The organism is Chryseolinea sp. H1M3-3 (genome assembly GCF_029360725.1).
Lineage (GTDB): Bacteria > Bacteroidota > Bacteroidia > Cytophagales > Cyclobacteriaceae > Chryseolinea.
Map to the genome: position 1 here is coordinate 486,913 of NZ_JARKMY010000001.1, position 19,792 is coordinate 506,704.

A 19,792-nucleotide genomic window follows, 5' to 3' on the forward strand; every position below is an offset into this window, starting at 1 on the left:
AAATGATAAACAATTTAGCCGTCGAAGTCCTTTTAGTAGAAGATAATCCGGATGATGCTGAACTAACGATCCGGGTATTGAAAAAACACAATCTGGCCAATAACCTGGTGCACGTACATGACGGTGAGGAAGCATTGGATTTTTTATTTGGTCAGGAAAGCAACAATTTACCCAAACTTATTTTGCTTGATCTAAAAATGCCGAAAGTGGATGGTATTGAAGTATTGAGAAAAATTAAAAAGGACGATCAGAAAAAAATAATACCTGTGGTAGTACTTACTTCATCGAAAGAAGAGCGTGATGTAATAGAATCATACCAGCTTGGTGTTAATGCATATGTCGTTAAGCCCGTTGAATTTGAAAAATTTGTTGATGCTGTGACCCAGCTGGGTTTATTCTGGTTGCTGCTCAATGAGCCACCACATTAGAATATCAAGTTAAAAAAACCATCATGCAGAAACCGTTAAAAATTTTGGTATTGGAAGATGTTCAAGATGACGTTGGGCTTATTGAAAGAGAATTGCGCAAAGGCGGACTCACCTTCGAAACGACGCGCGTTGATAGTAAGCAGGGGTTTATTGAAGCACTACGGCAATATGAAGCAGACATTATCTTGTCTGATCACAGCTTGCCACAATTTAATTCTTTTGAAGCTTTAAAACTCTGCAGACGTTCAGGCGTCCGCATTCCCTTTATCCTGGTTACCGGCTCTGTGTCGGAAGAATTTGCCGTTACGTGTTTAAAAGAAGGTGCCGACGACTATGTGTTAAAATCAAACCTCATTCGACTTCCCAATGCAATTGTCAATTCACTGAAACAAAAAGAACTGGAGAACGAACGCAAAAAATCCGACGAGGCGATTCGTGAACAAAATGAAGAATTGGTTAAAATAAATCGTGAGTTGGATAGCTTTGTCTATAGTGTCTCACATAACCTTCGCGCACCACTGATGTCTGTCCTGGGTTTGCTAAACCTTGCCAGACTACAAGAAGGGAAGGAAGAGATGAACCAGTATTTTCAAATGATGGAACAAAGCATTCAAAAACTGGATAACACATTAAAGGAAATTCTCGACTATTCCAGAAATGCCCGCAAGGATGTAGATGTCCAACAAGTGGATATCCGCGACATAGTTAACGATAGCATCAAGCGGCTTCTTTACATGGAGGGGTCGGAGAAAATAACAAAAACTATCGACATCATTGAGCAGAGTCCTCTTTATTCTGACGCGTACAGGCTCCTGGTTATATTCAACAATTTACTTTCAAATTCTATCAAATACCGTGACCCACAGAAGGAAGAGAATTTTATACATTTCTACATTACAATAGAAAAACAATTACTCACCATACGTGTACAAGATAACGGTATCGGCATCCCATCTCATTTCCTTCCAAAGGTCTTTAATATGTTCTATCGTGCAACAGAAAGAAGTGAGGGTGCTGGCCTTGGACTTTATATAGTAAGAGAGACAGTCCAGAAACTGGGTGGTAAAGTTGATGTACATTCTGAATATGGTATCGGCACAACCTTTGAAATAGAAATACCGAATAAGCTACCCGGCGACATCAATGTCTAAATTTTCACTGTTGATGCTAAATTAAGTACCACTCGATTACTGATATAGTTTCCTTATATTCAAAGCTTAATCATGTAATTTCATGAGCGAAGCAAAGTTTAAACCTGTCCTCGGACTATGGGACGCTACGATGGTTGTGGCCGGCTCGATGATCGGCTCCGGGATTTTTATTGTTAGCGCTGACATTGTAAGGAATGTTGGTAGCCCTGGATGGCTCATCGCAGTGTGGCTCATCACAGGTTTCATGACCATTATTGCAGCCGTGAGTTACGGCGAGCTAAGCGGAATGTTTCCCAAGGCAGGAGGACAATATGTTTATCTGAAGGAAGCCTATAATCCATTGGTCGCATTCTTGTATGGCTGGAGTTTCTTTGCTGTAATTCAAACAGCGACGATTGCTGCAGTAGGCGTTGCGTTTGCACGGTTCTCCGCTTATATATTTCCATGGATGAGCGAGACGAACAAACTGATCAACCTGGGATTTACCGAGATCTCAGCAGCACAGGTATCCTCCATTATCTTAATTATTTTTCTCACGTACGTCAACACTAGAGGAATCAAAGAAGGAAAAATTATTCAGACATCATTTACTGTATCGAAATTGATTGCCTTGTTTGGTTTGATCCTCTTTGGCTTTTTATTAGTAAAAGAAAGTTCTTGGGATGCTAACTGGCAAAGTGGATTTAATGCAGCGCAGGATTTTGGAACAGACGCTAATGGTAAAGAACCCTCAGGCTGGAAGGAAATTGGCGGGATTACGTTATTAGGTGCGATAGCAGCTGCCATGACAGGTTCACTCTTCAGCAGCGATGCCTGGAATAATGTGACCTTTATTGCAGGTGAAATAAAAAATCCAAAACGCAACATTGGTCTCAGCCTGTTTCTTGGGACATTAATGGTTACGATTCTATACATCACCACCAATCTGATGTATTTGAAGGTTCTTCCGCTTGATGGAATAGCTTTTCCTCAAGAAGACCGTTTAGCCATATCCGCAGCCAACCAGATCTTCGGAGAAGGAGGCAAATATGTTATTGCTGTATTGATCATGGTTTCAACTTTTGGATGTAACAATGGATTGATTCTCGCAGGCGCGCGTGTGTATTATACCATGGCCAAGGATAATTTGTTTTTCAAGAAAGCGGGTGAACTCAATAAAAATGCAGTACCAGAATGGGCGCTGTGGGCTCAGTGTGTTGTCGCCAGCATACTTTGCCTAAGTGGAGGCTATGGAAATTTGCTGGATATGATTTCGCTTGTTGTTGTTATTTTCTATACACTCACTATCGCCGGAATTTTCATTCTACGAAAAAAACGACCTGATGCTGAACGACCATACAAAGCATTCGGATACCCAGTACTTCCATTCATTTATATTCTAATGGGTATAGCTTTCTGCACCTTACTCATTATATACAAACCGGATTTTACCTGGCCTGGACTCATTATTACCCTTATAGGTATACCGTTATATTATCTTGCTATACAACGGAACAAGGCGTCAGCGAAGTGATCGAATGCACGTGGGATGTTTTTTTAAAATTCGCACGAAGCTGTCAAGCAACTGACTTCAATTGTGACGCAAGTATCTGAAGGCCCTCTTCAAATGAATGAGGCTCATACCCCAATTCTTTTCGTGCTTTATCGATTATGAAACCGGTCTTTGCCGGCCGCCGTGCGGGCTGCGTGAATTTAATAGAATCAGACTCTTTAATAAGTGATTTATCAAGCTTGAAAAAGTCGGCAGTGCGAATTGCAATATCATAGGGCGATAAGTAATCCTTTCCGGAAATATTAAAAATTCCCTTTGCTTTTTTCTTTGCTGCAAGATAACAACCCATCGCTAAATCTTCCGCGAGGGTTGGCGTTCTCCATTGATCGTTAACTACCTGAATGGTTTTTCCGTCCTCTAAGCTTTTCTTTACCCATAGAACGATGTTCGAACGACTCATATCATTTGTAACACCAAACACCAAAACAGTGCGAAGAATAGTCCAGGATATATCACTCTCCATCACTACTTTTTCTCCAGCAAATTTACTTTCACCATAAAAATTCACTGGATTCGGGATGGCATTTTCATCAAGCAACTCTTTAGTGCCATCGAAAATGAAATCTGTCGAGACATGAATGAAATGAACCTTATTTCGCCGGCAGGCATTCACCAAACTTTCAACAGCTAAAACATTTGTCTTCCAGCAAGCCTCGCGTTGTACTTCACATTGGTCCACCTGTGTCATAGCTGCCGTGTTGATGATAACATCTGGCTTAAGTTTATCGATAATCTGATCAACAGCCGCCGAATCCGTAATATCCAACAAATAAAATTCCCCTTTGTGAATGGGAATTGCCGCGGGTCTTGCCGCTGTTGCGATTAGCTGAATGGTATCGTCCTTTTCTAAAAGTTCTATGAGCTTTTGGCCCAGTAATCCGTTGGCTCCAGTAACGAGAATTTTCACAAGTTAATTGTTTAGATGTCAAATGTTTTAGTCTGTTGAACCTAAAACTGCATCGTAAGAGAATTGTTTCCGATGTAGAAACTCAATCTTACTTTTGAGGATACTTATACCCGTATAGTTTCTCGATTTGCGCTTTCGGCATTTTTTCTACCGTCACAGTCATTCGAATATCTTGAATGGGTCTGTCCCCAGGTGCTTTGGGTACAGCAGCAATTTTGTCGACCACTTCCAGCCCTTTAATCACCTTGCCAAAAACAGTATACTCGCCATCCAGATTTGGAGCTCCTCCTACCGTTGTATATGCTTTGAGAATTTCAGGCGCAACAGTTTTTTCTGTATTGATGCCAGTTGCTTTTTCAACGCGTGGTTTTAAGCGCACAATATAATCCTGGTACCCTTTCATATTTCCTGATTGATACAATGCGACAATTGAATCATAGGCTGGCCGATTGACGGAATCCTGAAAAAATTGCTGCATTGCCTGATTGAACTTCATCTGATCGATCTTCAATTCTCCTTCACTCATCACCGTTCCCTGAACGATATAAAACTGACTTCCGCTGGATGCTTTCGTTGGATTTTGCTGATCGCCTAATCGTGCGGCTGATAAAGCGCCACGTTCATGAAAAAATTTAGGGTTAAATTCCGCGTCGATGGTATAGCCCGGACCTCCACGCCCTAACGGCTGGCCTGGCTGCGCATTCTTTGAATCAGGATCGCCGCCCTGGATCATAAATCCTTCAATAACCCTGTGGAACATCGTGCTATCAAAGAAATGTTCCTCTGCCAGCTTTATAAAATTCTCTTTGTGTTTAGGAGTTTCATCGTATAAGATTGCAACCATATCGCCATAACTGGTTTTGATGGTAACAACATAGTCACTGTTTTGTGCACAGCCGGTGATGATCAGGGAACAGATTAAAAAAATAAAACTAATTTTCTTCATAGACAATTTTTATAAAAACTTAGATAGGACCAGAAGCGTATATACCGTACGATACCCTTACACATCCAATCCCTTTAACTTAATACTTTTTAATATCTCCTCTCCGCCGTTAAGTAACACTTCCTGAGCGACAGCCTCACCCAACTCTTTAACATCTTCAACGGGAGCCGTTTGTTTTGCCTTTATTACTTGCTTTCCATCGAGTGAAATAATACCACCTTTCAATGTTACAAGCGAACCTTCAAAATGCGCGTAACCGAATACAGGAATACTGCATCCCCCATGCATCGTTTTCAAAAAAGATCGTTCCGCCCGAATGCAAGCCTCAGTTTCAGGATGGTTAACCCAGCGTTCTAATATTTCTTTCTTACCGAAACTAAGTTTCTTATGGCATTCAATGGCAATACTACCTTGTCCTACAGAAGGAACGAAATAACTTGTTTCAATTTTCTCAACAATTAAGTTATCATAACCCATTCGATGCACCCCTGCAAAAGCCAACAACAATGCATCGCATTCTCCAGCCTGAAGCTTATTCACCCGTGTCTGTAAATTTCCCCGAATGCTGACTGGTGTGATTGAAGGATAAAAATGTTTAAGAAAAGCAACCCTACGGGTAGCCGAAGTACCAACTTTAATATTCTCAGATTTTAGACTAATATTTTTGTTTGTGCTTACGAGCACATCATTTGCTTCCTCCCGCTCTGTGAAAGCTACTAATTCGAGCTCATCATTTATTTCTGAAGACAGGTCCTTTGCGCTGTGTACCGCGATGTCAATAGATCCGTCCAAAAGTTTCTCCTCTATTTCTTCCGTGAATACGCCCTTGCTACCGATCTTAGAGATGCTTACGTTCAGGATTTTATCTCCACGTGTTTCAACCGGTACAATTTCACAATCATACCCAGAGGGTTTTATCAGGCTAGCAACATGTTCAGCCTGCCAAAGTGCCAGCTTACTACCCCGGGTTCCAATGCGAAAAATCTTGTTCATGGATTAATAATTTTAGAGAGCTTCAGAGACAGGTCCAGAAAAATCATTTTCGCGCTTCCATTGCGTTCAAGGTGATAGCTGGCTTCGCTCATAAGCCCAAAGGATTTATCAATTTTTTCAACATTCATCACCTTACTAAAACCCTGCACAAATTTAAGTTCTTCTCCCTGCAAACGATTAATCGCATCCGCTCCCGAAAGGGTAAGTAATGTTTCGCGTAAAACATTCATGCTATATGCCATCAAATTTTTTTGGCTCAGTTTATCAAGCGCATGATAGCGCTCTGACTGACTTACCAAGGTAGCATAACTTTTTTTAAAGCAGGCACGCATCCATTCGATAAAAAGCGTGGCATTATCATCTTCCTGGCTTTCAATAGATTTAAGTGCCATGTTAACATTACCTTCAGCAAGGTGGGCAATCTTCCGTGCTTTACTTTGTTCTACACCTTGCATGATAAGTTGATCTTCAACCTCATGGTCACTTAACAATGGAACGGTAATAATTTGCGTTCTTGAAATAATCGTCGGCAGAAGTTTGTCAGCTGCGTTGGTGATTAAAATAAAATAAGTATGTGCTGCAGGTTCTTCCAGTATTTTCAAAATTCCATTAGCAGCCGACGGATGCATAAGTTCGGGCTGCCATATGATCATTACCTTGTATGCACTCTCAAATGGTTTTAACGAAAGCGTTTTGATAATCTCGCGGCTTTCTTCGCGGGAGATCAACGCTTGTTTATCCTCACCACCATAAAAAGTTGTCCAGTCATTTAGACCTCCAAAAGGTTGTTCAAGTAAGAACGAACGCCATGATTTCATTATTTCAGCTTTAAACCGCTCTTCATCCTTATCTCCTTTTGCATTACTTAACGGGAAGACAAAATGTGTATCAGGATGAATGAATTTCAAATTTTTCGAACAAGCAGAACATGTGCCGCACGCATCCACTTCGCCTCGCTGCTGGCAATGCAAATAAGTAGCATACGCTAGGGCTAGTGGCAAATTGAGGGCACCTTCGGCGCCTACAAACAGCTGTGCATGGGGTGTATGGTTATTCTTAACAGCATCGATAAGAAGTTTTTTTGTCTCGGACAGTCCCGGTATGTTTCTAAATAACACTAGGATTACAATTTATTTTTTTTGTTTAAACTCTTGTGTGTAAAGTCATCTTAAAAAGATGCGCCAATATATCCTGATCATCTTCACTAAAATCAGCATTTCTTCTGCTCATCACTTTGTTAATGGTGTCAAAAGCTTTTTCTATCTTATAGGTGGTAAATCCATTGGCACCTCCCCAGGCAAAAGAAGGTACGTAGTTTGGTGGCATTCCGCTGCCAAAAATATTTGCACATACATCTACAACGGTACCGGTATTAAACATTGTGCTGATGCCACTTTTGCTATGGTCTCCCATCATCAATCCACAAAATTGAAGTCCGGTATTTTTAAAACCATTGTCAACGTGGCTCCATAATTTTACCGTATCATAATTATTTTTAAGATTTGAAGTGTTCGTCCCGGCACCAAGATTACACCATTCGCCAAGTACTGAGTTGCCTAAGTAGCCATCATGTGCTTTGTTGCTGTTGCCGAAGATCACCGAATTACTGACCTCACCTCCTATCTTACAGTATGGGCCTATCGTTGTATCGCCACGGATCTTGGCACCCATATTGACTTGAGCATTGTCGCATAAAGCAAACGACCCCCGGATGACGACACCCTCCTGCACCACGCTGTTTTTGCCGAGGTAGATGGGCCCGCTTTCCGCATTCAATACCGCGGCGAGAATAGTTACCCCCTCTTCCACAAAAATATTCTCTTCGTTATAAACGGCAGTATATCTATCCTTGATGGGGAAAGATTTTCGTCCCTGTGTTAAGAGCTTGAAATCCTTTTTAAGCTGATCCGCGTTTTCCCGGAATATTTTCCAGGTATGATCTATAATGGTAAATGAATTTTCGTACTCAATAGTATTCTGGGCGGTCATTTCGTCTTCCGGATTCCGAGCAGCAATGAGTAAGGAACCGTTCACGAGGTAATATCCATCCGGCAAAGCCCTGACTGTGTCGAGCAATAAATCATCGGGGCATATTGCGCCATTGATCAGCAGATTATTTAAAGTAGAGACAATCGGAAATTTCCTTTGGAGATAATCTTCCGTTTTATAGGAGACTTCGACACCCAATCGCTTTTGCCACTTTTCTGCAATGGTCATGATACCGACGCGGACTCCAGAAACAGGACGGGTGAATGTGAATGGAAGCAACGCCATGCGAATCGCAGGATCATCAAATAGGATAATATTCATTCCTCAAAAATAAACCGGGATTGATAACGAAGAAGAATTCAATGGGATAAATTGTGCGTGTGCTCAGAAAATCAAAAAGCCCCGCTAATGGCAGGGCTTTCACTTTTCTCCACGAAAAGAAGAAGAATTATGCTTTCTTCTGATATTTGTTCTTGAACTTTTCCACACGGCCGGCAGTATCTACGAACATCTTTTTGCCTGTGAAAAAGGGATGTGATGCTGAACTAACTTCGACTTTGATTACAGGGTATTCTTTTCCATCTTCCCACTTAGCCGTTTCTTTTGTGTTAGAAGTTGAACGGCTGATAAACTTTGTATCGCTTGAAGTATCCCAAAAGATCACTTCTCTATATTCCGGGTGAATGCCTTTTTTCATATGAATTCTACGTTTTTCCCTAAAAGGACTGCAAAGATAAGGAGGTCAAACAGATATACAAGAGCTGCATTCTCTAAATTTTTCCTGACACCTCTATTTTCAGCCATTCTGGTCTCTTTTCATCACTTCCTGTAAGAATTCACAGGAATTAACTCAAATTCCTAATTTGAGGATCGTTAATTTAGCCGCTATGATTATAAAAAAACTGTTTGCAATTATTTTTTGCAGTTTGCCGGTCGCCCTTTCGGCCCAAAGTAATTATGCTCCACTGAATGAAGATTACTATCATTGGATAGATCGCTACGAAGTAAAGGCAGGGCGGATAATGCCTCAAATTTTTACAGCGATTAAACCTTATAAACGTTCGGCGATTGCCGCATTCGCGGACTCCCTTTCTCAAGAAGGACTATTTTCTTCCAGAGCAGATCAATTTAATCTGGAATACCTTCAAAACGATAATTGGGAATGGGCTCGTCCTGAAACCAACGACAGTAAACGGCCAGTCCTAAAAGCTTTCTACAGAAAAAAGTCGGATTTGTATCATGTAGACGAAGAGGCATTTGATCTACATGTCAACCCCGTTCTGTACCTGGGATATGGGGACGATTCGAGGAGAGAGGACGCATTTTTAATCAATGGCCGTGGTGTTGAAGTCAGGGGCATGGTGGATAAGAAAGTTGGATTTTACAGTTATCTCACCGACAATCAAGCTGTTTTACCTTCCTATGTGTGGGAGCAGATGGCACAAAACCCGGTCATCCCCCATGAAGGTTTTTGGAAAGAATATAAAAATGGCCAGGGTGTTGATTTTCTACAAGCTCGCGGATACATCACCTTCGAGGCTACCAAACACATCAACATGCAGTTTGGTCACGACCGGTTTTTCGTTGGCAATGGATATCGTTCTCTGATTTTTTCTGACTTTGCTCCACCCGCATGGTTTATAAAGGGAAATGTAAATGTCTGGAAGATCAATTACATGTTCGTCGTCAACCAAATGACAGCCGATGTGACCGGCGGGTTGGGTGGTCTTCGGGATAACAAAGGCGGGTATCCAAATAAGTTTAACGCACTTCATCACCTTAGCATCAACATCGGTAAAAAATTGAATATCGGCGTTTTTGAAGCTGTTATTTTCAGTGCCGATGATTCTACCGGCACCGATCATTTCAGGTTGGACTATCTGAATCCCATCATTTTTTACCGTGCTATAGAACAACAAAATGGAAGCAGCGACAATGTGCTGCTCGGTTTTGATTTCAAGTGGAATGCCGCGAGAAAAATTTCGTTTTACGGACAATTGTTATTGGATGAATTCGTCATTGATAACATCCGCGATGGCAATGGATGGTGGGCAAATAAGTTTGCCGTACAGGGCGGAGGAAAATATGTGGATGCATTTGGTTTGCCAAATCTGGACCTCCAGGGAGAAATAAACATTATAAGACCCTATACTTATTCGCATACCACCAACTACGGAAATTACTCCAGCTATAAACAGCCGATTGCCCATCCATTGGGGGCAAATCTTACAGAGTTCGTTGGGATTCTTCGTTACCAGCCCTTGCCGCGATTAAATGTGGTGGCGAAACTGGTCTTTACAAAAACAGGCAGGGATACGACCGGTGTAAATTGGGGCGGCAATATTTTAAAAAGTAGTTCAACCCGACAGCAGGAGTATGGAAATACAATAGGCCAGGGTATTTCAAATGATATTTTGTTTGGAAGCTTTTCGGTTTCATGGATGTTAAAGCATAATCTGTTTATCGATGCCAATGTAGTTATTCGTAAAAGCGAAAGTCCGTTGCCGGCGTACAACAATAATACGACTATAAGTTCCTTAGCTTTGCGCTGGAATATTCCGAAACGGCTTTACGAATTTTAATGAAAACGTTCTTTCGTATTTTTAATTATGCACCTAACCTGGCACCACGCCTTGTTCAGTTTCTGATTTTTTCGGTGTTCGGAATTATATTTAGTGTGACCAACATTGCCTTGGTGGTACCCATGTTCGGAATGTTATACAAGAACCGGGACAGCAGTAATGTTGTTGTACCGGCTAACCTACCGGATTTCACCTTCAGTATCAACTACGCCATCGAATTATTCGATTACTACTTTACGCGGGTTATCCGCGATCACGGCCCAACGACTGCACTATTGTTCATCTGCGTGCTGGTGATTATTAGTATCCTGCTAAAAAATCTTTTCCAGTATATGGAGCGCATGGTAGCCTCTCACGTGAAGGTTGATGTGGTGAAAAATTTACGCATGCACATCTTTAAAAATGTTTCTCAACTTCATATCGGATATTTCAACGATCAGCGAAAAGGCGATTTAATTTCAAGATTTACAAATGATGTAGCGGAAGTTGAAAATGCGGTTGTCAATAGTTTGAAGTTCGTGCTAAAAGAACCTATTACTATCATCGTGTATTTTGGTGTTCTATTTTTCATTTCGGCCAAGCTTACATTCTTTACATTAATTGTATTGCCTATTACTGGTGGGCTTTTAGCTGAACTTATTAAGCGTCTGAAAAAACGTGCCTTTCAAAGTCAGGAGTCCTTAGGAAGAATTGTAAATATTCTGGACGAAACATTTGGTGGTATGCGGATCGTGAATGCTTTTAATGCTCGCAATTTTATTCTTAGGAAAATTGACAAAGAAACGACTTATCATAGGCACGTAAATCTTTCCATCGCGCGAAAAAATGAGTTGGCCTCTCCGGTATCCGAAACAATAGGAGTTATGATTGTAGCGGGAATATTATACTTCGGAGGCTCTCTTGTGTTAAGTGAAGACTCGAGTCTAAGTCCTGAAGGATTTATTGCTTTCCTCGGCCTTTTTGCGCAAGTGATCCAACCTGCCAAAAATTTTTCAAACGGCATTACCTCCGTTCAAAAAGGAACTGTTTCTGCACAACGCATTTTTGATACGATTGACATTGAACCATTGGTGAAGAATAAACCTAATCCCGTATTTCTTCAAGATTTCAAAAAAGATATTGTATTTAAGAACGTAAGCTTTGCATACGAACGCGAATTGGTTCTAAAAGAGGTCAACCTCACGGTAGAAAAAGGAAAAACCATTGCCCTCATCGGTCCATCAGGTGGAGGCAAATCTACCTTGGCAGATCTGGTGCCCCGGTTCTATGATCCGACCGAAGGTGAAGTTTTACTAGACGGTGTTTCCCTTGCGGACTATGATATTGAATCTTTGCGAAAGCAAATGGGTGTGGTGACGCAGGAGTCTATTCTTTTTAATGATAGCATTTTCAACAACATTGCTTTCGGAATGGAAAATGTTAGGGAGGAAGATGTCATTCACGCAGCCAAGGTAGCGCATGCCCATGAATTCATAGTGCAAATGGAAAATGGATACCAGACTACCATTGGGGAGCGGGGTTCAAAATTATCCGGTGGCCAGCGACAGCGCATAAGCATCGCTCGCGCCGTATTAAAAAATCCCCCAATCTTAATTTTAGATGAAGCAACCTCTGCGCTGGACTCAGAATCCGAAAGGTTGGTACAAGATGCCCTGAATAACCTGATGAAAAATCGAACCTCTATAATCATCGCGCATCGGCTTAGCACCATTCAGCACGCCGATGAAATCATTGTGATACAAAACGGCCAAATTATAGAACGTGGTAAACATGACGCGCTTTTAGAAGGAGAAGGATTGTACAGGAAATTGATTGAGATCCAAAAAGTGTAGCAAGGAGGCAAGCCGTAATCGAAATGTTTTGGATGTCGACCCGAGAATATAATTAACATAAAAACCATTCATCCATATACCCGGTTTGTTGTAACGGATAACTTTTCGCCAAAACTTTCAACGATACAAAAATTCCGCTACCTTTAACTAAACACGAGTAACCGCACAAATGACAAAGAACAGGCTAATCTTCTATGCAATTTTCGCAGCATTTAACCTGGGGGCATTTATCTTTACCCTAATTCTTGAGAATAATACTTCCATGTTGTTTAGTATGGTTCAATACGTTCCATGGTTTAAATATGGGGCACTGTTAGGTTTAATTTTAGTTATAATAGACGTTATCTGGTCATGGTTTATCAATCGCGAAACACAAAAAGAAAAAGCCGCGCTAACGCACGAGCTCAACACGTTGAAGGCAAAACTTTTCGATCTTCAGGAAGAATCAAAGTCACTCAACATTCCCAAAACCCCCACAACTCCCAAGAACGGGTAATTAACAGTTTTCAATTATGGTAGCCAAGACCTTTGGAGGAGCAGTCCACGGGGTTGACGCGCGTACCATCATGGTCGAAGTAAGCGTAGACCAGGGACTCCGTTATTTTATGAGCGGCCTACCGGATAGTGCTGTCAAGGAAAGTCAGCATCGCGTGGAGTCAGCGCTGAAAAGTGCAGATTATTTTATGCCGCGAAAAAAAACAGTTGTAAACCTCGCGCCTGCCGATATCAAAAAAGAAGGCTCTGCCTATGATTTGGGTATCGCACTTTGCATTCTTAAAGCCTCTGGCCAGATCCTGACAGAGAAACTAGAGGAATACATCATTATGGGCGAATTAGCTCTAGACGGCACGTTGCGCCCTATCAAGGGTGTGCTCCCGATAGCGATGCAAGCAAGGCGAGAAAATTTCAAAGGCTTTATCCTGCCGGCAGATAATGCCAAAGAAGCCGCGATTGTCGATGGACTTGAAGTGTATCCCGTGACAACCCTGCGGGAAGCCGTTAATTTTTTGGAGGGAAATATGGTCATCGAATCCGTGCATATTGATGCACGCGATGTTTTTTCAGCAAAGCTGAATTTCTACGATACAGATTTTAAAGATGTGCAGGGTCAGGAGAATATAAAACGTGCTCTCGAAATTGCTGCCGCCGGCGGCCACAACGTAATTATGATTGGTCCGCCGGGAGCGGGTAAAACGATGCTAGCGAAAAGGCTACCGACAATTTTACCTCCACTGACTTTAAACGAAGCATTGGAGACGACAAAAATCCATTCAGTCGCCGGACGTATCCAACGCAATTCATCACTAATGACTACCAGGCCATTCCGCGCACCACATCATACAATTTCTGATGTTGCCCTTGTGGGTGGTGGGGGAAATCCTCAGCCGGGAGAAATTTCGCTCGCTAATAATGGGGTTTTATTTTTGGACGAACTGCCTGAATTTAAACGCACCGTATTAGAAGTCATGCGGCAGCCAATGGAGGAACGTAGGGTAACTATTTCACGGGCAAAAGTGTCGTTGGAATATCCCGCAAACTTTATGTTAATCGCAAGCATGAACCCTTGCCCCTGCGGATATTACAATCATCCTGAAAAAGAATGTGTATGTGGGCCAGGCGTCGTGCAGCGTTATCTAAGTCGAATAAGCGGACCATTGCTTGACCGTATCGATTTGCATGTTGAAGTTGTTCCCGTGAGTTTTGATGAGATGACCGCCAATCGGAAATCAGAAAACAGTACTGAAATTAGGGAACGCGTGGTGAGAGCCCGTGAAATTCAAGGTGAAAGATTTAAGGGTCAGGAAAGCGTGTACTGCAATGCGATGATGGCGTCTAACCAGGTTAAAGAAATTTGTGCTGTAACTGAGGCGGGTAAAAGTTTATTGAAAACTGCTATGGAAAGACTGGGGCTCTCAGCGCGTGCGTACGATCGAATTTTGAAAGTCTCCCGAACGGTGGCTGATCTCGCCGGTTCCGCAGAGATTAAAACCGAACATTTAGCGGAAGCAATCCAGTATAGAAGTTTGGATAGAGATGGTTGGGCCGGTTAAAACAAATCCCTTACAAGGGAGATTGCCTAAACGAAATTTTGAAGAGTGTCTTGAGCTATTGTTAGCATCTCGGCATTTGGTCTGGCAAACCAAAGAGGCGCCTGTTACCTAATCACTTTACAAAAATCATCTTATCTTCGTAAAGAAACATGTTTATGCAAACCATACTAGGTGCAAATGGAAGCATTGGCCAGGAACTTTCGCTGAACCTCCCGAAATACACTAGCCAAATTCGCCAAGTAAGCCGGCAGCCCAGAAAAGTAAATGCTTCTGATGAGACGGTTCACGCCGATTTATTAAACTACCCACAGACGGAAAAGGCCGTTGCAGGAAGTGCCATTGTATACTTACTTGCCGGGCTCAAATACGACACCAAAACCTGGCAGGAGCAATGGCCTAAGCTAATGCGTAATACCATTGATGCTTGTAAAAAACATAACAGCAAGCTCGTGTTCTTTGACAACGTTTATGCATATGGTTTGGTAAGGGGCTCTATGAACGAAGAAACTCCCTTCAACCCGATTAGTAAGAAGGGAGAAGTCCGCGCGCGCATTGCTACCATGTTATTAGATGAAATCAAGCAAAGAAATCTTGATGCTATGATTGTGAGGTCTGCTGATTTTTACGGCCCGCATGTTGTTCAGAGTATGATCCACAGTACTGTTACGGAAAGACTGAAAGCAGGAAAGAAGCCCCAATGGATCGGCGATCCAAAGGCTATCCATAGCTTTACTTATACACCGGATGCCGGAAAGACGGTTGCTATTCTTGGTAATACTCCTACCGCGTTTAATCAGACATGGCACGCACTTACAAGTAATGAAGCCATAACAGGAGAAGACTTTATTCGAACGGCCTGTGAAGCAAAAGGCATAACTTTTAGGGGAGTAAGCAGGCTGCCTAAGTTTGGAGTTAGGATACTGGGATTATTTGTACCCGTACTTAGTGAAATCGTGGAGATGATGTATCAATTTGAAAACGATTATATTTTCAATAGCAGTAAAGCAGAAAAAGCGATGGGCATGCGCGCTACTTCTTATAAAGATGGAATTGCTTCAATAATCGTTTAGACCAATTTTGCAAAATATCTATTGCCAATCCAGATTAATAATCTCTTACGGGAGCCGAATTTAAAAAATGGACGTCCTTGGCTGCGGAATCGCTATTTTCTTTCTCATTGACATTCTATTAGTATTTATTCTACCTACCCAATATAGATGGGTTGGATAGACGCTTTCTTAATGAATAATTAACTATTTAATTGGTCACTCACAGAAATCTCGACCGATAATGATTTTCGTCATAGGTGAATCTTGGAGAACAATCTAATTTGATTCCACAAAAAATTATACGTCTTATTGTTATTGTTGTCGCTCTATGAACTGCAGATTTTGTAAAAAACCGCTCACTGTAAAATTCGTTGATCTTGTTAATAGCCCCCCGTCAAATTCTTTCTTAACAGAAGAGCAATTGAACGTACCGGAGGTCTATCTTCCGCTAAGTATCTTCGTATGTGATTCCTGTTACCTCGTTCAAATTGACGAATACAAGAAGGCTAAAGAGATATTCAATGGCGACTATGTATATTTTTCATCATATTCCAAAAGTTGGGTCGAACATGCCAAGCAATACGTTGAGGCCATGATCGAACGCTTTGGGTACAATGAAAATTCTTTTGTTATTGAAATCGCGTCAAACGATGGCTACCTGTTGCAACATTTTAAAGAAAGAGGCGTACCTGTCTTAGGCGTTGAGCCAACAAAAAACACAGCTAACGTGGCGATCTTAAAAGGCATTCCCACCTTCATAGATTACTTTAGTACCGAATTTGCAAATAAGCTTAGCCACCGCAAAAAGAAAGCTAATTTGCTTGTTGGAAATAATGTTCTTGCACATGTTCCTGACATCGATGATTTTGTTGAGGGACTAAAGGTAGCTTTGCGACGTGACGGCGTGATTACCATGGAATTTCCACATCTTTTAAAATTGGTGGAAGACTGTCAGTTCGATACGATCTATCACGAACATTTTTCTTACTTATCTTTCACTACTGTAAAGAAAATTTTTGAGGCACATGCCTTAGAGTTATTTGATGTTGAAGAAACTCCCACGCATGGCGGTTCTCTTCGGATATTTGCCAAGCATAAAAAAGATACCAACAAAAAAATCTCTACACACGTAAATGAGATGTTATTGAAGGAGCAAGCAGCCGGCATGACCACTATGGCCTACTATCAAAATTTTCAATTGAGAGTAGATGATCTAAAATATAAGCTATTGGGCTTCCTGTTAGAGCAAAAAAATTCAGCAAAAAAAGTTGCCGCTTACGGAGCAGCAGCAAAAGGAAATACATTTCTGAATTATGCCGGTATCAAAGGCAATGACTTGATTGACTTTGTCGTAGATGCTGCGCCATCAAAGCAAGGCAAGTTCCTCCCCGGAAGTCATATACCTGTATTCGATGAAGAAAAAATAAAGACATCACGGCCAGACTACATCATTATTCTTCCATGGAATCTCAAGGAAGAAATTATGGAACAACTTTCTTATGTTAGCGAGTGGGGTTGTCAGTTCGTTGTATTCATTCCGGATTTTAAGATCTTCAATTCAACCATTACGACGAAGGCAGCGTAACAAGGAACTACGTCAAATTTATTATTAGTTTATACTATTGCGTTGCATGTTCGAATGTGAACGTTAATTTTCATATATGTACAGCGTTTAGGACGCTCGTGCCTTATCCGTGCCATACAACAACATTTCGAGTAGGGAACAAAAATTGCCATTGCACATCCGGCATTTCGAAATCCAGGGTTCAACCATTTATTGATATAGGGTTTATAAGTCGGTTGAACCCTTACTTCGAAACAAAAAACTGTCACGGTCTACAACCTTTTTCGGTTTGCTGACATCATCTTAACCAAACCTGCTTCCCATGTTTAAAAATCTCCTGAAAATTTCGATCAGAAGCATCGTAAAGGATAAGACATACAGTTTCATTAACATCTTGGGTCTTACCATTGGAATTACCTGCAGCCTGTTCTTGCTGATGTACATCCTGGACGAATTAAGTTATGATAGGTATCACAAAAATGCTGAGAACATCTATCGGGTCATTTCAAACATAAAAGAACCAGATAACGCGTTTACCTGGGCTGTTGCTCAAATTCCACTCGGAGACGAGCTTCAGGATAACTATCCGGAGGTAACGAATGCAGTTCGTTTTTTTGGGACCGGGAGGACGCTTTTTAAAAATGGTGATAAACAATTTTTTGAAGAAGACTTCTTCCGCGCTGACTCGACAGTTTTCGATATGTTTAGCTATGAGTTCATGACAGGTGACCCAGCCACTGCGTTAGATAATCCATACTCCATTGTACTCACAGAAAAAATTGCAAAGAAATACTTTGCATCATCACAAGAAGCTTTCGGTCAGTCAATACAAAATGCAAACGGAGACGAGTTTAAAATTACCGGAGTTGTCAAAGATGTGCCGCTGAATTCACACTTCCGTTTTGATGCACTGATTTCCAAAAACTCTCAGGAGGCGAATCAGTTCGACGGCAGCTGGGGAAACTTTGGTGTGTTCACCTACATTCAATTACCGAGCGGATATGATTTATCGAAAATGTATGCCAGCCTGGATACAATCATTAAACAAAAGGTCGACCCGATATTTGCCCAATACGGAATCAAAATCAATTATGAACTGCAAAAAATTACAGACATCCATCTCTATTCCAAAATTCAGGATGAGGCGGAAGCTGGAGGCGACATTTCCTATATTTATATCTTCGGCGCAGTAGCTTTCTTCATGCTTGTAATTGCGTGCATCAATTACATGAATCTTGCCACTGCCCGTTCAGCTAACAGGTCAAAAGAAGTTGGTGTTAGGAAAGTCATGGGTTCACAGCGACAGCAGCTCATTATTCAATTCATCACAGAATCTATGGTGCTTGCCTTTATTGCCCTTGTGACAAGCTTGATTCTTATTTATGCGCTGTTGCCAGCATTCAACACGTTAGCCAATAAAGAACTTCCCTTTGGATATATTTTGCAGGCACCGGTAATGCTGAGTTTGATTGGTATTGTATTTTTTGTAGGACTTATCGGTGGTAGTTATCCTGCCTTCTATTTATCCAGTTTTAATCCGGTGAATGTGTTGAAGGGAAAGCTCGCGGCAAAAGGAGGTAGTGTCGTCTTCAGAAAAGTGTTGGTGATTACACAATTTGCTATTTCAATTTTCATGTTGATTTCAACCCTTGTTGTATTTGATCAGCTTCAATTTATCAGAAATAAGGATCTTGGTTTTGATAAGGCACGCGTTATTCGATTGAATTTGAGTGAGCGTGAAATGCGGGAAAAGGCACAGGTCCTCATCGAACGATTAAAACAAGCTCCTGAAGTTGCTGGTGTGGGAATGGCAAACTCGTCACCAGGTCAAGGCATTGGCAAATTGCTGTTGAAAGTAGAAGATAACGAAGGAAAACTGACTGACCGCGGCGTCGATTTGTATAACGCGGATTTTGATTTTGTTAAAACCATGGGAATGAAAATTGTTGAAGGCAGAGACTTCTCCCGTGATGTTACCTCAGATACAACGTATGCTGTACTGGTCAATGAAGCGATGGTAAAAAGAATGGCATGGGAGAATCCGATAGGAAAGAAATTCATTTTCCAAAATGGAGGCCCCAACAATACAGACATCGAAAAAAGGGTGGTTGGTGTTGTTAAAGATTATCACCAAAATTCGCTTTATGATGTGATAGAACCTTTAATGATTATCCTTGATGACAATCAAAATTATGTATTTGTCAGAACCGAAGCAGGCGATGTGAGAAAATCATTAGCTGCAATAGAAACAGGATGGAAAGAAGTTTTCCCAAACAGCTCTTTTGAATATGCTTTCCTGGACCAGGATTTTAACTCACAATATAAAGCAGACGAAAAACGAAGTCAAATCTTTACTGCTTTCTCAGGGCTCACCGTTTTAATCGCCTGTTTAGGATTGTTAGGCTTGTCCGCATTCACGACGGAACAGCGAACAAAAGAAATTGGTGTAAGAAAAGTAATCGGTGCCAGCATCAACAGCCTGGTGGTTCTCGTTTCGAAAGAATTCTTTTTGTTAGTTGGTGTAGGAATGATCCTAGCATTTCCAGCTGCGTGGTATTTTACTGAAACCTGGCTTCAGAATTTTGCCTATAGAATTGACCTGAAGCAAGAATGGCCAACGTTCCTGGTATCCGCTTTACTGGCGTTCGTTATCACTTTACTAACGGTTGGTTATCATGTTGTACGTGCAGCCGCCGCAAATCCCGTAAAAGCTTTACGCGACGAGTAATAAAAAGCTATACCACAGCA

16 protein-coding genes are annotated in these 19,792 nt (G+C 41.5%); 10 read left to right on the forward strand and 6 right to left on the reverse strand.

Annotation, left to right across the window (positions count from 1 at the left end):
• Nucleotides 1-2 precede the first annotated feature (2 nt).
• The 3 genes from P2W71_RS01965 to P2W71_RS01975 all read left to right on the forward strand — a co-directional run bounded on the left by P2W71_RS01965 (nt 3) and on the right by P2W71_RS01975 (nt 3,092).
• Nucleotides 3-428 carry a response regulator gene (locus P2W71_RS01965; protein WP_276366338.1) on the forward strand — a complete coding sequence of 142 codons (426 nt, stop codon included), beginning with the start codon at nt 3-5 and terminating at the stop codon, nt 426-428.
• 23 nt (nt 429-451) lie between these two features.
• Nucleotides 452-1,579: an ATP-binding protein gene (locus P2W71_RS01970; RefSeq protein WP_276366340.1), complete on the forward strand. Its 1,128-nt coding sequence runs from the start codon at nt 452-454 to the stop codon at nt 1,577-1,579.
• A gap of 82 nt (nt 1,580-1,661) precedes the next feature.
• Nucleotides 1,662-3,092 (forward strand): amino acid permease, encoded by a 1,431-nt coding sequence (locus tag P2W71_RS01975; RefSeq protein WP_276366342.1) that lies wholly within the window; start codon nt 1,662-1,664, stop codon nt 3,090-3,092.
• A gap of 43 nt (nt 3,093-3,135) precedes the next feature.
• Here P2W71_RS01975 and P2W71_RS01980 read toward each other — a convergent pair whose 3' ends face one another.
• The 6 genes from P2W71_RS01980 to P2W71_RS02005 form a co-directional block, all read right to left on the reverse strand.
• Nucleotides 3,136-4,038 carry an SDR family oxidoreductase gene (locus P2W71_RS01980; RefSeq protein ID WP_276366345.1) on the reverse strand — a complete coding sequence of 301 codons (903 nt, stop codon included), beginning with the start codon at nt 4,036-4,038 and terminating at the stop codon, nt 3,136-3,138.
• A gap of 88 nt (nt 4,039-4,126) precedes the next feature.
• Nucleotides 4,127-4,984, reverse strand: coding sequence for a peptidylprolyl isomerase (locus P2W71_RS01985; RefSeq protein ID WP_276366347.1), 858 nt, complete (start codon nt 4,982-4,984; stop codon nt 4,127-4,129).
• A 57-nt stretch (nt 4,985-5,041) separates the two neighbouring features.
• Entirely contained in the window at nt 5,042-5,977 is a 936-nt protein-coding gene (gene hemC, locus P2W71_RS01990; RefSeq protein WP_276366351.1) for a hydroxymethylbilane synthase, read from the reverse strand.
• Entirely contained in the window at nt 5,974-7,095 is a 1,122-nt protein-coding gene (locus P2W71_RS01995; protein ID WP_276366354.1) for a DNA polymerase III subunit delta', read from the reverse strand. The genes hemC and P2W71_RS01995 overlap by 4 nt, the downstream gene beginning before the upstream one ends.
• A 25-nt stretch (nt 7,096-7,120) precedes the next feature.
• Nucleotides 7,121-8,287, reverse strand: coding sequence for a GlmU family protein (locus tag P2W71_RS02000; RefSeq protein ID WP_276366356.1), 1,167 nt, complete (start codon nt 8,285-8,287; stop codon nt 7,121-7,123).
• 127 nt (nt 8,288-8,414) lie between these two features.
• A complete protein-coding gene (locus tag P2W71_RS02005) occupies nt 8,415-8,663 on the reverse strand; it encodes a type B 50S ribosomal protein L31 (protein ID WP_276366359.1) in 249 nt (82 codons plus the stop codon).
• A gap of 190 nt (nt 8,664-8,853) precedes the next feature.
• Between P2W71_RS02005 and P2W71_RS02010 the strand changes: the two genes are divergently transcribed.
• From P2W71_RS02010 to P2W71_RS02040, 7 genes are all read left to right on the forward strand, one after another.
• Nucleotides 8,854-10,548 carry a hypothetical protein gene (locus P2W71_RS02010; RefSeq protein WP_276366362.1) on the forward strand — a complete coding sequence of 565 codons (1,695 nt, stop codon included), beginning with the start codon at nt 8,854-8,856 and terminating at the stop codon, nt 10,546-10,548.
• Nucleotides 10,548-12,380: an ABC transporter ATP-binding protein gene (locus tag P2W71_RS02015; RefSeq protein WP_276366365.1), complete on the forward strand. Its 1,833-nt coding sequence runs from the start codon at nt 10,548-10,550 to the stop codon at nt 12,378-12,380. Before P2W71_RS02010 ends, P2W71_RS02015 begins: the two co-directional genes overlap by 1 nt.
• Nucleotides 12,381-12,549: 169 nt before the next feature.
• Nucleotides 12,550-12,876: a hypothetical protein gene (locus P2W71_RS02020; RefSeq protein WP_276366368.1), complete on the forward strand. Its 327-nt coding sequence runs from the start codon at nt 12,550-12,552 to the stop codon at nt 12,874-12,876.
• 16 nt (nt 12,877-12,892) lie between these two features.
• Nucleotides 12,893-14,431, forward strand: coding sequence for a YifB family Mg chelatase-like AAA ATPase (locus P2W71_RS02025; RefSeq protein ID WP_276366370.1), 1,539 nt, complete (start codon nt 12,893-12,895; stop codon nt 14,429-14,431).
• Between the two features lie 155 nt (nt 14,432-14,586).
• Entirely contained in the window at nt 14,587-15,501 is a 915-nt protein-coding gene (locus P2W71_RS02030; protein WP_276366372.1) for an NAD-dependent epimerase/dehydratase family protein, read from the forward strand.
• Nucleotides 15,502-15,808: 307 nt separating this feature from the next.
• Nucleotides 15,809-17,065, forward strand: a complete 1,257-nt coding sequence (locus P2W71_RS02035; RefSeq protein WP_276366376.1) for a class I SAM-dependent methyltransferase — start codon at nt 15,809-15,811, stop codon at nt 17,063-17,065.
• A gap of 301 nt (nt 17,066-17,366) precedes the next feature.
• On the forward strand, nt 17,367-19,772 hold the full coding sequence (locus P2W71_RS02040; RefSeq protein ID WP_276366378.1) for an ABC transporter permease: 2,406 nt from the start codon (nt 17,367-17,369) through the stop codon (nt 19,770-19,772).
• Nucleotides 19,773-19,792: the final 20 nt, after the last annotated feature.